The sequence below is a fragment of the Acinetobacter sp. genome (assembly GCF_036659555.1).
GTDB lineage: Bacteria > Pseudomonadota > Gammaproteobacteria > Pseudomonadales > Moraxellaceae > Acinetobacter.
On the sequence record NZ_JAVXCI010000017.1, the window covers coordinates 1 to 15639 of the forward strand.

Here is a 15639-nt window from a genome sequence, read left to right on the forward strand (position 1 = left end):
CATTTCACAGGAATTGGGTTCGATTCGCAAAACAAAATATTGTGTAAATTTGCAACCTGAGCATTTAACTGTTCAGCTGTGGCTGCATCACCGGCAATCGCAGCTGCACACACTTCGCTCATGGCTTTCGGAGCCACGTTCGCCGTGACCGAGATATTACCTTTGGCGCCATGACCGATCAGTTGATACGCAGTTGCATCATCACCCGAATAAACAGTCATATCTTTACCGACAAGGCCTTGCAGCAGTTCAGCACCGCGCGGTACATCGCCAGTCGCATCTTTAATACCGATAATTTGTGGAATATCCGCCAGGCGAATCACGGTTTCATTGGCCATATCCACACCGGTACGGCCCGGAACATTATAAAGAATCTGTGGAAGATCAACGGCTTCAGCAATAGCTTTATAGTGCTGATACAAGCCTTCCTGAGTCGGTTTATTATAATATGGCGTCACCAGTAAAGCGGCATCTGCCCCCAGCTCTTTGGCTTCGCGGGTCAGTTCGATCGCTTCACGGGTCGAGTTTGCACCTGTGCCAGCAATAATAGGAATACGTTTGTTGGCCACACGAATGATTTCTTTGATCACCTGGGTGTGTTCACTCATACTGAGAGTAGAGGCTTCGCCTGTTGTTCCAACGGCGACAATACTGTTGGTGCCCTCTGCAATGTGCCATTCAACCAGCTTCTCGAGACCCTTCCAATCTACGCTGCCATCTTCAAACATAGGGGTGACGATTGCGACTATGGAACCTTGAATGGTCTGTGCTTGCTGAGTCATTTTAAAAAACTATCCTATTTGTCCATCCGAAAGGAATGAGAAAACATAAATTGGGATGGATTTGTATTTTGATTTATAGCAAATTCAATAGATTTGCATTGAATTGAATATTGCTTATGCAAATTATGACTGATCAAACGCATAAGAACAATATGCTTTAGTAAAAGCTACTGAATTCTTTATACAAAGCCTTTTGGAAACAATCAAGTAATAAATAAGATGATTTATAAAGCAAAATCCTGAGACCAAAGTTATGTCTCCAGTCTAGACAATGGAGGAGATTACCCCAAATGAACCCAATAATGATAAGGCTTGTGCAAAAAGATCAGCTGAAAACTGCCATTTTTATGCCTTTTAATTTTGGATTAATAGTTATATTGGATAAATTGAGACCTCGTACATCTTGATCGCACTCTCGCACCAAAACAAATAAAGCCAAAAACGACTAAGACTAATCTTTTTTAAATATCAATAAATTGAGAATTTTTTTCTTATCGGTTAATTTTTTAACTTGATGTATAAGCCTTAAAGTCTAAGTCTTGAACTTTATGGTGTTCTGATTAAGTGTTTTTGCGACTTTATCTGGTCTTATCCTATTTTTATCTGCCTCTACTCCTTTGGGAATATCTAAGCAAAACGTTCAACTTATTGATAGTTATTTCTGCAATCAGGCTCATAGATGATGGCTGTCTTTTGTAACGCTGATTGAACAAGGATAATCCAATGGAAAAATCAGACAATAAGCATGCTATCGTCACGGTCGCGATCTGTTTTCTGATTGCGGTGATTGAAGGCTTAGATATTCAGGCAGCCGGAATTGCTGCTGCAGGTATTCGTGAGCATTTTGGTCTCGATAGTTCCCAGTTGGGTGTGTTTTTTAGTGCAGGGATTCTGGGTTTATTACCGGGTGCACTGGTTGGTGGGCGATTTGCGGACCGCATTGGCCGTAAGAAAGTCTTGATCTGGTCGACAGCAGTATTTGCTGTATTTACCTTATGTACCGTCTGGGTCAATAGCTTTAACAGCTTGCTGGCAGTGCGTTTCCTGGCTGGAGCAGGTCTGGGCAGCGCGATGCCAATTCTGATCACACTTGCTTCTGAAGCAGTCTCTCCACAAAATCGTGGCCGTGCAGTGGGCTTGATGTACTGCGGTATGCCAGTCGGTGCAGCGATTTTGTCTTTAATTGCAGCGACTGAATTTGGTGCTAACTGGAAGAATGTTTTTTATCTCGGTGGTCTGTTACCGATTCTTGCCATTCCGCTGATGATGTTATTTTTGCCTGAATCGAAGGAATACCTGAAAGCACAGAACAAAACGGCTGCAGAACTTGCTGTTGCACCGCAGGGTTCATTCAAGGACCTGTTTAATTCGGACAACCTGTTACGTACGCTATGTATCTGGGTGAGCTACTTCTTTACCTTGATGGTGGTTTACATCATGTTGAGCTGGTTGCCATCATTGTTTATGGAACTTGGCTTCACACGTAAGGATGGTTCAACCGCACAGTTCTACTTCATGGTGACAGCGACGATTGGTACGATTATTTTGGGTATGCTGACCGACCGCTGGAAGAAAGCCTATGTGATCCTGTTGATGTACGGCGGTATTCTGGCAGGTCTACTGGCGCTGAATGGTGCAAGCTCGCTGAACCAGATGTATATGGCAGCAGCATTGGCCGGTGCCTTCGTGATTGGCTGTCAGGGTGTACTGTATGCCTTCGGTAGTATCGTTTATCCGACTGAGGTGCGTGGTACTGGTGTTGGTGTTGCGTCTGCAGTTGGCCGTATCGGTGCCATGCTGGGTCCAGTCATCGCCGGTCAGTTACTGACGGCAGGTTTTGGCGCTGCGGGGGTCATTACCGCTGCGATCCCATGTATCATCATCTCTGCATTATGTATGCTGTTCCTGGTGAACCGCACTAAAGTGTAATGTTCCAAGATTTTAAAAAGCCTGCTTTTGCAGGCTTTTTTATTTTCAAAATTTAAGAATTAAATATACTGTTTTATTATTAGAAAGATTCATCACTTTATCTTAAAACTTATTTTTTTTTGCAGAGATCTAGCTCGGAACTCATCTCATATTTGTCAAAAACAATGAATCTATTGATTTGCTCATATACACATGCCGAGAATACACAGTCATGCCATTTTTAACCGTAGAGCTAAAAATCCTGAGGTATTTTGCGCTATGCTTGGGCATAAATCGAGATTTCAATGGATGAAAACAGATGCAGAATAATGTTGCTTTACTGGTTGTAGACGTACAAAGAGGATTTACCCCGGGAGGCAATCTGGCTGTAGCCAATGCTGACCAGATTATTCCAAATATTAATCTATTGGGGCAGCATTTTAAGCATATTATCCTGACCCAAGACTGGCATCCGGACAACCATATTTCTTTTGCAGACAACCATCCCAGCAAAGCAGCCTATGACAGTATTCAGCTGGATTATGGCAGTCAGGTCTTATGGCCAAAGCATTGTGTACAAGGGACACTTGATGCCGAACTGCATCCGGATTTAAATTTACCGCAAGCACAACTCATCATTCGCAAGGGCTTTCATCCTCAAATCGACAGTTACTCGGCCTTTATGGAAGCTGACCGGAAAACCATGACGGGTCTTGCTGGCTATCTGCGTGAACGTGGGATTGATACCGTATTTGTGGTCGGAATTGCCACAGACTTTTGTGTGGCCTGGACTGCAATCGATGCCTGCAAACTGGGCTTTAAAACCTATGTGATTGCCGATGCCACCAAGGGTATTGACCTGAGTGGTTCCTTGCAACATGCCTGGCAGGATATGCTGTCGCATGGTGTAAAACGTATCTATGTCAAAGATATTGTTCAAGCGGCATAAAAAGCTGGATAGGGATAGAATTTAAATATTCCTTTGATCTTATTTATATTTGAATATAAAAATTCAGGTATCAACGGGTGCCTGTTTTATCTTGCTTTTTCTCCCTTAATATCACCTGGATGAAACCCATGTCAGCCTTGCTCCAGTTTAGCCAATTTGTCCAAAAAACCTTTGCTTTATGGGTGGTGCTTTTTTCCGGCATTGCCTTGATGATCCCTGAAGCTTTTGTCTGGTTAAGAGCTTATATTCCCTGGATGTTAGGCATCATCATGTTTGGCATGGGGATGACCATGACGGTAGGCGATTTTAAAAGTGTCCTGCAAAGTCCGAAGGCAGTAGCGATTGGTGTGGTGGCCCAGTTTATGGTGATGCCTGGCTTGGCCTTTTTGCTGTGCAAGCTGTTTCAGCTGCCACCGGAGATTGCGATCGGGGTAATCCTGGTGGGTTGCTGTCCGGGTGGCACCGCATCCAATGTGATTACCTATATGGCCAAGGGCAATACCGCCTTGTCTGTTGCCTGTACTTCAGTTTCTACGTTACTGGCTCCCATTCTAACTCCGGCCATTTTCTATGTGTTGGCCAGTCAGTGGATTGAGATCAATGCCTGGTCGATGCTGGTGTCGATCTTACAGGTGGTGTTATTCCCGATTATTCTGGGCTTAATCGTACGGGCGATACTCAAGCAAAAAGTCACGGCCTATATTCAGGTGATGCCGTTGATTTCTGTGATTGCGATTGTGGCAATTGTCGCGGCGATTATTGCCGGCAGTAAAGCCCAGATTCTGGAGTCTGGGTTAATGATTTTAGGGATCGTGGCCTTACATAATGGTATGGGCTATTTACTGGGTTATTGGGCCAGTCGCATATTTCACTTGGCAGAAATAGACTGTCGTGCAGTATCCATTGAAGTTGGGATGCAGAATTCTGGTCTGGGTGTGACCTTAGCTGCGACCCATTTTGCTGCATCTCCAATGACTGCTTTGCCAAGCGCCATTTTCAGTCTGTGGCATAATATTTCAGGACCAGCTTTAGCCACTTATTGGGCTGCCAGACAAACTGAAAAAACGGACACCTAATTGCCGTTTGATGACAGCACAAAAAAGCTGGGAACCAGATTTTTTGTAATGTGAAAAAGTTAGAATATTAATTTATATGGATTTATCGAGCTTTGTAACATAAGTGTCATGAAGTCTGCCTAAGATCGCCCCTCAATGATGTGAAACAACAGACTGTAATCAGCAGCATTGAGAGGGCATGGAACAATTTCAGCATTCGTCAGCGACCTATTTTAATCGGGAACTTTCCTTATTTGAATTTCAGCGTCGTGTCTTGGCACAAGCACTCGATCCGAATTTACCGATTTTAGAGCGCTTAAACTTCCTGATTATTTTTTCCCGTAACCTGGATGAGTTCTTTGAAATCAGGATTGCCGGGCTGATGAAACAGCAAGACCTGAATGCGACTACCCGGACGCCTGATGCTGTACCTACCGAGCTGGTTCTACAACAACTGTCCCAGTCCATTCATGCCACAGTTAACAAGCAGTATGAGGTTCTGAATCATGCAATTCTGCCTGAACTCCAGGCACAGGGGATTCAGTTTCTTCAATACCAGGATCTTCTGGAGAAACATAAGGCCTGGATTGCAGCCTTTTTTGCCAAAGAAGTGCAACCTGTACTGACCCCGATCAGTCTGGATCCTTCACATCCTTTTCCACGTTTGGTGAATAAAAGTCTGAACTTTATTATCAGCTTGGAAGGTAAAGATGCCTTTGGCCGTGAAATCGAGATGGCAATTGTGCCGGCACCACGTTCCTTGCCGTGCCTGATTAAAATTCCGGAAGACGTCACCGGAAACAATACCACCCAGATTTTTCTGACTGCGATCATCCAGCAGCATATCAGTGATTTGTTCCCGGGCATGAAAGCGACCGGCTGTTATGCCTTTCGGGTCACCCGCAATGCCGATCTGGTACTATCGGAAGATGTCGATGATCTGGCGGTGGCTTTAAAAGACGAACTATGTTCGCGCCGCTTTGGTCGTGCAGTACGTCTGGAAATTGAAAATGACTCTCCACAGAACATCATCGACTATTTGCTAGATGAATTTGATCTGACGGAACAGGAACTGTACCGGATTGATGGACCGATCAATTTGTCCCGCCTGAGTACCAGTTTTGAGCGTCCGGAATTAAAGTATCCGCATTTTAGTCCGGTCATTCCGAAAATTTTCCGTAAACAGAAAAGCATTTTTGAAATTTTGAAGGCGCAGGATGTGCTGCTGCATCATCCTTTTGATTCATTCCAGCCGGTGATTACTTTACTGCGCGAAGCGGCCAAGGATCCGGCGGTGCTGGCGATCAAGCAGACGCTGTATCGCAGTGGTCCGGACTCGGAAATTGTTCAGGTGCTGGCAGAAGCTGCACGGAATGGCAAGGAAGTCACGGCCGTGATTGAACTGCGGGCGCGTTTCGATGAAGAATCTAATATTATGGTGGCCAATATCCTGCAAGAAGCCGGGGCAGTGGTGGTGTATGGTATCGTCGGTTATAAGACCCATGCCAAAATGATTCTGATTGTCCGGCGTGAAAATCAGGAATTACTGCGTTACGCGCATTTGGGTACCGGAAACTATCATGCCGGGAATGCCCGCATGTACACCGATTATGGCCTGATGACCACACAGCCGGATATCTGTGAAGATGTGCATCGCATGTTCCAGGAACTGACCGGCATGGGCAAAATGGCCAAACTGAAAGCCTTGCTGCATGCACCGTTTACCCTGCATAGCGAACTGCTGAAACTGATTGAGCAGGAAAAGGCATTTGCCCTAGCTGGAAAAGCCGCGCATATCATCATCAAAGTGAATGCGTTGACTGAACCGCAATTGATTGCTGCCCTCTATCAGGCGTCACAGGCCGGGGTGAAAATTGACCTCATTGTGCGTTCAATCTGCTGCCTGATTCCACAAGTCACCGGCATGTCAGAAAATATCCAGGTCCGTTCAATCGTCGGACGTTTCCTGGAACATACCCGAGTCTATTATTTTGAGCATGGCGGCGCCAAGAAACTGTATTGTGCCAGTGCCGACTGGATGGGGCGCAACCTGTTTTCCAGGGTCGAAACCTGTTTCCCGGTGCTGGATCCAGAGCTGAAAAAACGGATTTATAAAGATGGTCTGATCAGCTATTTAAAAGATTGTCACAATGCATGGGAGTTAGATGCCGATGGTCAGTGGCATAAAGTCCCCTGTCAGGATCCGGCCCAGCCTTATAATGCCCAGCAATATCTGCTGGAACAAAAACAGTTAAAAATTTAAGGGATAGGCCAAGATACGCTGGTGTATTTGTTTTATATCCATAAAGAAGCCGGATGTTGGATCCGGCTTTTTTAATTGCAACATTCAAGGATATTTATGAGGCTTTGGACTGTTTGGATTTTAGAATTTCGGTTCTAAAAGTCTGTGCCAGTTCCGCGCTTTCAGCATCCATGCCATTCACCACAAAAGCATGACGGGTCAGGACATTGGTTGGATTCGGCATGCTGACCAGCTGGAAGTGATCACTCACATCTTTCAGCAAGGTGTTCGGTACATGTAAGGCACTTTCTTTCGCGACCAGATGCTGAGTCAGGCGCTCAGCGGCCTGTACCGAGCTGAGCTGCATCTCCTCGACTTTAGAAGCAATCGCGCTGCGGGTTTGTAGCACAAAACGTTTTTCTTCACGATAGCGTTTATACAGGACTTCCGAAAGCAGCTGGAACACAGCACTGATCATGGTCAGGCAGGCCAGGGCATTCGGTTTGTCTGCCGCGATACTGATGGTGGCACCTTTTTCATCAAATTTATGTACGGTACAAATATCAGAACTATTTAACTTATAGCGTTGCACACAGAGTTCGGTGGCTTTATTCAGAAAAATCTGGCAAAGATTGAAATAAGGCACCGAAACGGTTTTATTCACGCTATCCAGTAACTGTTTTGGATCGTAGAACTGGATGTTTAAGCTCAGGCTATCGCTCTCCAGTACCGCCGGCTTATGTTCTTTTTCTTTGGCTTTGTTTTTCACTGCCTGTTGGGCTTGGGCAATCGCCAGTGCCGCATTATGCTTTTCCTGTTCCAATGCCTGGGTCAGGGTCTGAATCTCGAATTTCAGCCGCGATTCGTTATTGATGCGCGCCAGATATTCGGTGCGGCTTGGACGTGCCACAGCACGATAAGCGACCCAGAGCAGACCATGAATGATGAACGAGAACAGAATTGCCAGCCATTGTGTCCGCAGAATTTCACCAATACTTGGTTCAATCAGAGTGATTTCAATCACACCGACTTTTTTCTCATTTTGCAGCGCATCACGGACAAAAACTTCACCCTCGCGGGTTTTGGTCAGTCCGCCAGTGGCTAAAACCTGAGCTTTCGCATCTAGAATCCGGATGGAAGCGACACTTGGATTGGTGGCATAACGATTTGCCAGCAATGCCAGAGAAACGCGGTTGGGTGGTTCAAGCTCAGACAGGCTGTCTGTCACCAGTTGACTGGTGATCAGCTGTCCCTGATTGGCACGGTTTTCATTCAGTTGGTGAGTGGTTGCCAATACCAGTAAAAAGGTATGCAGAGCAAAACTTACAATCAATAGGCTAGCAAATAGCCCTTGTCTAGGCGCATTCAACGTAAACTTCCAAGGCAATTCTGTTCATTTTCGATTATGATTCTCCCAATAGTTGCAGCTCAGACCCGAGTCAATTCATGCGAGAAATCATTCTTATTTCATTTTTAGGGCCAGACCAGCCTAATCAATTTACACGATTAATGCAGGTGCTTTCCGTTCATTCCCTGCAAATTCTGGATGTCGGGCAAGCCGTCATTCATAATCAGCTGACGCTAGGCATTGTGGTGTCGTCTGATGATCAAACTGCGACAGCATTAGCCATGAAGGAAATTCTGATTCTAGCACATGATATCGGCTTAACTGTGCGCTTTAAACCGATCTCTGCAGCAGAATATGACCAGTGGGTAAGCGAGGGAGGCCGCACGCGCTATATCGTGACGGCTTTAGCGCCGGAACTGGATGCTTCGCACTTACAGGCCGTTACAAAAATTGTCTCCGGCCAGGGCTTCAATATTGAAACCGTGACCCGCCTGTCGGGCCGTCCGGCGCTGGGCGGGCAGGCTGAAGGCCCGAAGCGCGCCTGCGTGCAGTTCGGCCTCAGCGGGCAAATGCTGGATGCCGCCGCCATGCGCGCAGCCTGCCTGCGCCTGTCGGCTGAGCTCAGCGTCGATGTGGCGGTGCAGGAAGACAATGCCTACCGGCGCAACCGGCGCCTGGTCTGCTTTGACATGGATTCGACCCTGATTGAGCAGGAAGTGATTGATGAGCTGGCGATTGAGGCCGGGGTGGGCGAGCAGGTTGCGGAAATTACCGAACGCGCCATGCAGGGCGAGCTGGATTTCCAGCAGAGCTTCCGCGCACGCGTAGCGCTGCTGAAAGGACTGGACGCTGCCGTGCTGCCGAAAATCGCCGAGCGCCTGACGGTTACTGAAGGCGCTGAACGGCTGATTTCAACCCTGAAATCATTGGGCTATAAAACCGCGATTCTGTCCGGCGGTTTCCAGTATTTTGCCGAATACCTGCAGCAGAAATTGGGCCTGGATGAAGTGCATGCCAATGTGCTGGATGTTGCGGACGGCAAAGTGACGGGCGAAGTCAAAGGCCATATTGTCGATGGCGCGCGCAAAGCGCTGCTGCTGCGCGAACTGGCGGACAAGATGGGCATTTCGCTGGAGCAGGCGATTGCCGTGGGCGACGGCGCCAATGACCTGCCGATGCTGTCTATTGCCGGCTTGGGCGTGGCCTTCCGCGCCAAGCCGCTGGTGCGCCAGAACGCCAATCAGGCGATTTCCAGCGTTGGCCTGGATGGCGTGCTGTACCTGCTGGGCGTGCATGACAAGGATTTAAACCGCGCATAATTGTGACCGGAGCATGAAAAATGCGGCGCCTGCGCCGCATTTTTTTGCTTAAAATTCAGGCGGAACCGGCCGGCGGTCAGCTGCAGCTGCCGATAAAAACAGCAATTGATCTGGCCCGGAAAAATTTTTCAAGCCTGCGGAAAAGCGCTGTTTTTTTTGTAATGACACGCCAAGCGTGACGCCATCATTGTTCTGGAAAAGCCTGAAAAATAAAACTGTAATGACAAAACAATATTGCGACAAGGTGTGTCGCTTTTGCCAAATGCAAGACTTTTCTTATGCGGAAAACTCAGCATAATGCATGCATAGAGATTGAGATCGACAGAATTCCATTGACTTATTTAACGGTTGTAGCCGGCAGCATGGCGCGCAGTTTGAGCGCCGCCGCCGGATGACGGAGGTTTTTATGGTAACAGCGAATTTAGCGACCATCGCCGGCTTGAGCTTGATCTCCGCTGCCTTGGTTGCTGTTTTCTTCTCGCCTTATCGCCGCTGGCTAAGTTTCATGCTGGCCGGGATGCTGGCCTGGGGGCTGATTGAAGTGATCCGCTTTGGCGCGCAAACCCTGTTTGAGCTGCCCATGGCCCACAGCTACCTGACGGCAATGGCTTCCGCAATGATGGTGTTCAGCCTGATGCTGCTGCGCGAAGACCGCCGCGCAGAGCGCGCCTTGGCGCAGCGCCGCTGCATAGAGCATACGCCGGTGTATGATGATGAACGGCAATGCTCCAGCCGTTAAAGGCTAAAGTTCAGATTTGCATAAAAAAATGCGCCCGCGGGCGCATTTTTTTATGCGCGGCCGGCTGATAATTGTCATACAAAGGCTTAGTGCTGAAAATAGAAGTTATGGTAGGATGAAGCAGTCAATTTCCCAACAATTACAATAGGCTCAAAGTCATGAAACTATCGTCAATTCCTGTCGTAAAGTTACCTCTGGTTGATGTCAGCACGGATCCGCTGGATTTGCTGGTTGCCGGTTTAGCGCTCAGAATGAAGCAGCTGGCGCGCACCAGCCCAAAATTCATTGAGCTGATTCATGAGCGCCAGTTCCGCATTCAGATCGGCACGGATTTAGGCGTGGCGCGCCAGATTATTGTAAATAATGGGCAGATTGACACGGCCGCCGGCGATGCGGAAAAAGCCGATTTCATCCTGCAGTTCGCGGACAGCGAGCAGGGCGTGAAAACCCTGATGAAAGGCGACCCGACAGCATTCATGACCGGCATGCAGAACGGCAGCATTAAAATGGAAGGCGACTTTGGCCTGCTGGTGTGGTTTAACAAGGCTGCGAAACTGATTCCGCCGAAGCTGCCGAAACCGGTTAAAGAAAAATTCAAAGCCGCGCGCCGCTTCTTAAAAGAGAAAACCGGCCGTTAATTTCAAGGCATAAGCCTGAAGGCGGATGCGCTTAAAAAACCGGTTTCATGCAGGATGGAACCGGTTTTTATCATTTGCATCTGAAATAAAAATAAAGATGGAAAAGCTGTGCTTAGGCGGCTTGCGGCCGCGGGCTTGGCAATCAGCTATTCCACTTCCAAATTAAAGGTCACCGGGCCGTCATTCACCAGATGCACTTTCATGTCGGCAGCGAAAATGCCGGTTTGCACATTGGGGAACTGCGCTTTGGCATAGTCCACCAGCTGCAGGTACAGCGCCTGGGCTTCGGCCGGCGGCATGGCGGGGCCAAAGTCCGGGCGCAGGCCTTTCCGGGTTTGCGCCATCAGGGTGAACTGCGATACCAGCAGCAGGCCGCCATTGGCCTGCGCGACATTCCAGCCCATTTTGCCCTGCTCATCATCAAAAAAGCGGTATTTCAGAATCTTATCAATCAGCTTTTGGCCTTTTTCTAAAGTATCCTGCTTGCCTAAGCCCAGAAAAACCAGCACGCCATGGCCAATTTCGCCGGCGGTTTCGCCGTCCACCACCACTTTTGCTTCCAGAACCCGCTGCAATAACGCCCGCATCTTTTATCCTATGCCATTCATTTTAAGCAGCCTAGTGTAGCAAAGACTGCGCGGCGGCATGCCTGCTGAAATGGCGCAATTTTTCGCCTAAGCTGTTCAATCCGGCCAGCCTGCTTTTCAGGCTGCGCAAAACTTGCAATACGGCTGCGGAAAATATGCTTTAATGCAGGAAGCACAGCGAAATTCAAATAGATATGGCTCCAATCATTCATTCACTGCTTGATACAGACTTGTATAAATTCACCATGCTGCAAGTGGTGCTGCATAAATTTCCGCAAACCCACAGTGTGTATCATTTCCGCTGCCGCAATTTAGATGATACCGCCTATCCGCTGACGGATATTCTGGATGATTTGAATGAGCAGCTGGATCAGCTGTGCCGGCTGAAATTTGCCGAAGACGAGCTGCTGTACCTGCGCAGCCTGCGCTTTATTAAAAGCGATTTTGTCGATTATCTGGAATTATTCCAGCTCAAGCGCCGCTTCATCAAAGCCGGCATTGACCGCGAAGGCCGCCTGGACATCTGGGTCGAAGGCCCGATGGTTCAGGCCATGATGTTTGAAATTTTTGTCTTGGCGATTGTCAATGAGCTGTATTTCAAGCGCATCCGTTCCGCTGAGGTGCTGGCCGAGGGCGAGCGGCGCTTAAAGGCGAAAGTCGGGCTGATCCGCCAGTATAAAACTGAGCAGAATCCGGATGATCCGCCGTTTTTAGTGTCTGATTTTGGCACCCGCCGGCGCTACAGCTTTGCATGGCAGAAGCATGTGATTGAAACCCTGCACGAGGCGGTGCCGGAGGTGTTCCGCGGCACCAGCAATGTGCTGATTGCCAAACAGCTGGGCATTTTCCCGATCGGCACCATGGCGCATGAGTTCCTGCAGGCTTTTCAGGCGCTGGACGTGCGCCTGCGCGACTTTCAGAAAGCCGCGCTGGAAACCTGGGTGCAGGAATACCGCGGTGACCTGGGCATTGCCTTGACCGATGTGGTCGGCATGGATGCCTTCCTGCGCGACTTTGACCTGTATTTCGCCAAGCTGTTTGACGGCTTGCGCCATGACAGCGGCGACCCCTATGAATGGGGCGATAAAGCCTATGCGCATTATAAAAAGCTGAAAATTGACAGCAAAAGCAAAATGCTGACTTTCAGTGACGGCCTGAATCTGGAAAAAGCCTGGTCGCTGCACAATTACTTTAAAGACCGCTTTCAGGTCAGCTTCGGCATCGGCACCAACCTGACCAATGACATGGGGCAAACGCCGCTGAACATTGTGCTGAAGCTGGTGGAATGCAATGGCCAGTCTGTGGCGAAAATTTCTGACAGTCCCGGAAAAACCATGACCGACAATGACACCTTTTTAGCTTATTTGCGCCAGGTTTTTGACATCGCGGAGGCCTAGGCGGACTGCCAGCCTGCATTCAGGCCATGCCGGACGCCGCGCCGGCATGGCTGCCTTCGGGCAAGGGCGCTTCTATATCGGTTATTCTGCTAAAGCAATGCAAAAAATCAAAATAATACTGAAAATGACCTATGCTAAGATCAAAATCACCTCATTTCTATCCCCTATGGCATCACAATGACTGAATCTGCCTTAAATCTCGGACTGCTGATTGAAGCGGAAGACCTGCTGCCGCATTTAGGCCATGAGAAATTAAGAATTGTCGATTTGAGCCGCAGTTCGGTGCATGAGCAGCTGCATATTCCGCACGCCATTCACCTCAAGCCGCATCTGCTGCTGCGCCAGGAAGAGCAGGCCACCGGGCTGCTGCCGGATCAGGCGGGGCTGGAGGCCTTGATCCGCCATTTGAATATTTCTCCAGAGCATCATCTGGTGGCTTATGATGATGAAGGCGGGGCGTGGGCCGGGCGCCTGATCTGGAACCTGCACTGCCTGGGCTTTGAAAATGCCAGCCTGCTGAACGGCGGCATTCATGCCTGGCTCGGCGGCGGCCTGCCGACCTCTTCCGAGGCCGAACCTGTACAGCCTGTGGGGCAGCTGGCGCAGGTGAATTTAGCGCAGAAAAACCGGCATCAGATTGAATATGCCCAGCTGCTGGAAAAAGTGCAGAACAAGGCGGTGCAGATTTGGGACTGCCGCACGGAAGATGAATATACTGGCCTGCGCTTAGCGGCTCGACGCGGCGGTCACATTCCCGGCGCGCTGCATTTTGAATGGAGTACTGCCCTTAACCGGGAAAATCATTTAAAATTGCATCCTTTGCAACACACGCAGCAGCGCTTGGAACAGCTGGGATTCAATATTAATGAACCCGTGGTGGTCTACTGCCAGTCACATCACCGCTCAGGACTCGCCTATATTTTGGGGCGCCTGCTGGGCTGGGAAATTCAAGCCTATGATGGCGCGTGGAGTGAATGGGGCAACCGCCCCGATAGTCCAGTCATAACCGGAGAGCTGCCGTCTTGAGCATCACATCGCGATTAAAACAACAGATTTTCATTCGGGCGCAGCGCGCTGTGCCGCAGCACAAGCTGTCGCGGGTGATTGGCAAAGTCGCCGCCAGCGAAAACCCGCTGGTGAAAAATGCAGTCATCACTGCGTTTAAGGCGCAGTACGGCATTGACATGTCGATTGCGGAACAGGGCAATGCCCTGAAATTCAAATCATTCAATGAATTTTTTACCCGCTCTTTAAAAGACGGCGCGCGCGCAATTGATGCAGAAGCCGGCAGCATTGTTTCGCCTGCGGACGGCGCAATTTCCCAGTTAGGCAAAATTGAAGCTGGCGACATTTTTCAGGCCAAAGGGCAAAGCTTTTCGGTTGAAAAACTGATTGCAGATCCGCAGCTGGCTGAACCTTTCAAGAATGGCGAATTTGCCACGGTGTATCTGTCGCCGAAAGACTATCACCGCGTGCATATGCCGTTCGCCGGCACCTTGACGGAAACGCTGTATGTGCCGGGCGAGCTATTTTCAGTCAACCAAACCACCGCGGAAAATATTCCGGGCCTGTTTGCGCGCAATGAACGCATGGTCTGCCTGTTTGATACCGAGCTTGGGCGCATGGCGGTGGTCTTGGTCGGCGCGATGATTGTGGCGGGCATTGAAACCGTGGCTACAGGCAAGGTGAAGCCGACGGGCCGCCTGGAATTGAATCAGCACAGCCTTTTCCTTGAGAAAGGCGCAGAATTGGGCTGCTTCTACTTGGGTTCTACTGCAGTGATTTTATTTGAAGAAAATAAAATCCAGTGGGATGCGGCGTTTAAAGCCAATTCAGCAGTGATTATGGGCGAAGCCTTGGGGCATGCGGTTTAAAGTTTTAGAATCTCCCTGCCGTGCCCTGCTGCCCGGCTTGGGCAAAGGGCAGGGGGCTGCAAAGCCAAACAGCGCTTTTAAAGAAAAAGCCAGTCAGCTGAATCACTGACTGGCTTTTTTGCATTTCAGGCTTGATTTGATGCGCTGAGCAATCAAGCAGGGCTTTGAATCTAGCGCTTCACCACAATCGAGTCGATGCCGCTGTGCTGCAGGGTCTGCTGCGCAAGCAAGGCCGCGTCCTGAGAGTCATAGGGGCCAGACACCACGCGGTACCAGACTTTGCCGTTTTCCGTGCTTTGCACCACATCCGCAGACAGGCCGTTCAGAATAATTTCCGCGCGCCGGGCGTCGGCCTGATCAGGGTCATCATAGCTGCGCACCTGCAGGATATAGCTGGGCGCCGCTGCCGGCTCGCTGACTTCAAGCCCCGGTTCTTGCGCGGCTGCCGGCTTCTGCGCCTCAGGCGCTTCAATAATCACCGCGGCGCTCTGGCCTTTGCTTTCAGGCACAGCCTGTTCCGGAATCGGCGTCACCTGCTGCTGCGGCAGCAGGTCATAAAAACGGTAGTCTTTATTGGTATCTTCCGGCGCATGCTCCGCGCCGCTCTGGCTTTTAGGATGAACCGGCTCCCAAGGCTTCCAGAGCATGAGCGCAACCAGAAAACTCAAAATGATCAAAATAATCGCCAAAGTTCCCAGCCAGGCTGGAATTAATGGCTTTTTCGGCTTATTCGGCCGTTCAGATACACCGCGCTGCGTTTTTCCAAACACGAGGGAACCTCATTATTTTAATTAAATGCCG

General features: G+C 49.2%; 14 protein-coding genes. 10 read left to right on the plus strand and 4 right to left on the minus strand.

Translation table 11 applies throughout. The annotated features are described in order from the left end of the window. The coding region (gene dapA / locus RSA72_RS03890; RefSeq protein WP_332632776.1) for a 4-hydroxy-tetrahydrodipicolinate synthase at positions 1-782 on the minus strand (782 nt) is incomplete at its 3' end. A 723-nt stretch (positions 783-1505) separates the two neighbouring features. Between dapA and mhpT the strand changes: the two genes are divergently transcribed. The 4 genes from mhpT to ppk1 all read left to right on the plus strand — a co-directional run bounded on the left by mhpT (position 1506) and on the right by ppk1 (position 6957). Then, entirely contained in the window at positions 1506-2711 is a 1206-nt protein-coding gene (gene mhpT, locus RSA72_RS03895) for a 3-(3-hydroxy-phenyl)propionate transporter MhpT (RefSeq protein ID WP_332632778.1), read from the plus strand. 298 nt (positions 2712-3009) lie between these two features. After that, positions 3010-3639: a bifunctional nicotinamidase/pyrazinamidase gene (gene pncA / locus RSA72_RS03900; RefSeq protein WP_332632780.1), complete on the plus strand. Its 630-nt coding sequence runs from the start codon at positions 3010-3012 to the stop codon at positions 3637-3639. A gap of 128 nt (positions 3640-3767) precedes the next feature. Further along, positions 3768-4715, plus strand: coding sequence for a bile acid:sodium symporter family protein (locus tag RSA72_RS03905; protein WP_332632782.1), 948 nt, complete (start codon positions 3768-3770; stop codon positions 4713-4715). Positions 4716-4893: 178 nt separating this feature from the next. Then, positions 4894-6957 carry a polyphosphate kinase 1 gene (ppk1, locus tag RSA72_RS03910; protein WP_332632784.1) on the plus strand — a complete coding sequence of 688 codons (2064 nt, stop codon included), beginning with the start codon at positions 4894-4896 and terminating at the stop codon, positions 6955-6957. Positions 6958-7051: 94 nt separating this feature from the next. Here ppk1 and RSA72_RS03915 read toward each other — a convergent pair whose 3' ends face one another. Continuing rightward, positions 7052-8305, minus strand: coding sequence for a hypothetical protein (locus RSA72_RS03915; RefSeq protein ID WP_004729076.1), 1254 nt, complete (start codon positions 8303-8305; stop codon positions 7052-7054). Between the two features lie 77 nt (positions 8306-8382). Between RSA72_RS03915 and serB the strand changes: the two genes are divergently transcribed. The 3 genes from serB to RSA72_RS03930 all read left to right on the plus strand — a co-directional run bounded on the left by serB (position 8383) and on the right by RSA72_RS03930 (position 10980). Continuing rightward, complete coding sequence (serB, locus tag RSA72_RS03920) at positions 8383-9603, plus strand: phosphoserine phosphatase SerB (protein ID WP_332622594.1); 1221 nt, start codon at positions 8383-8385, stop codon at positions 9601-9603. A 406-nt stretch (positions 9604-10009) separates the two neighbouring features. Continuing rightward, positions 10010-10342 (plus strand): AciT family ciprofloxacin tolerance protein, encoded by a 333-nt coding sequence (gene aciT, locus RSA72_RS03925; protein ID WP_332622595.1) that lies wholly within the window; start codon positions 10010-10012, stop codon positions 10340-10342. A gap of 158 nt (positions 10343-10500) precedes the next feature. Further along, entirely contained in the window at positions 10501-10980 is a 480-nt protein-coding gene (locus RSA72_RS03930; protein ID WP_068913431.1) for an SCP2 sterol-binding domain-containing protein, read from the plus strand. A gap of 146 nt (positions 10981-11126) precedes the next feature. Here the strand turns inward: RSA72_RS03930 and dtd are convergent, their stop codons facing one another. Next, a complete protein-coding gene (gene dtd, locus RSA72_RS03935) occupies positions 11127-11567 on the minus strand; it encodes a D-aminoacyl-tRNA deacylase (protein WP_332622599.1) in 441 nt (146 codons plus the stop codon). 194 nt (positions 11568-11761) lie between these two features. Between dtd and pncB the strand changes: the two genes are divergently transcribed. The 3 genes from pncB (at position 11762) to asd (ending at position 14838) form a co-directional block, all read left to right on the plus strand. Next, entirely contained in the window at positions 11762-12964 is a 1203-nt protein-coding gene (gene pncB / locus RSA72_RS03940) for a nicotinate phosphoribosyltransferase (protein WP_332622601.1), read from the plus strand. 177 nt (positions 12965-13141) lie between these two features. Then, positions 13142-13990, plus strand: coding sequence for a sulfurtransferase (locus tag RSA72_RS03945; protein ID WP_332622603.1), 849 nt, complete (start codon positions 13142-13144; stop codon positions 13988-13990). Next, the gene (gene asd / locus RSA72_RS03950) at positions 13987-14838 is read left to right on the plus strand and encodes an archaetidylserine decarboxylase (protein ID WP_332622604.1); all 852 of its coding nucleotides are present in this window, start codon (positions 13987-13989) and stop codon (positions 14836-14838) included. The genes RSA72_RS03945 and asd overlap by 4 nt, the downstream gene beginning before the upstream one ends. A 170-nt stretch (positions 14839-15008) precedes the next feature. Here asd and RSA72_RS03955 read toward each other — a convergent pair whose 3' ends face one another. Then, positions 15009-15608: an SPOR domain-containing protein gene (locus RSA72_RS03955; protein WP_332622605.1), complete on the minus strand. Its 600-nt coding sequence runs from the start codon at positions 15606-15608 to the stop codon at positions 15009-15011. Positions 15609-15639: the final 31 nt, after the last annotated feature.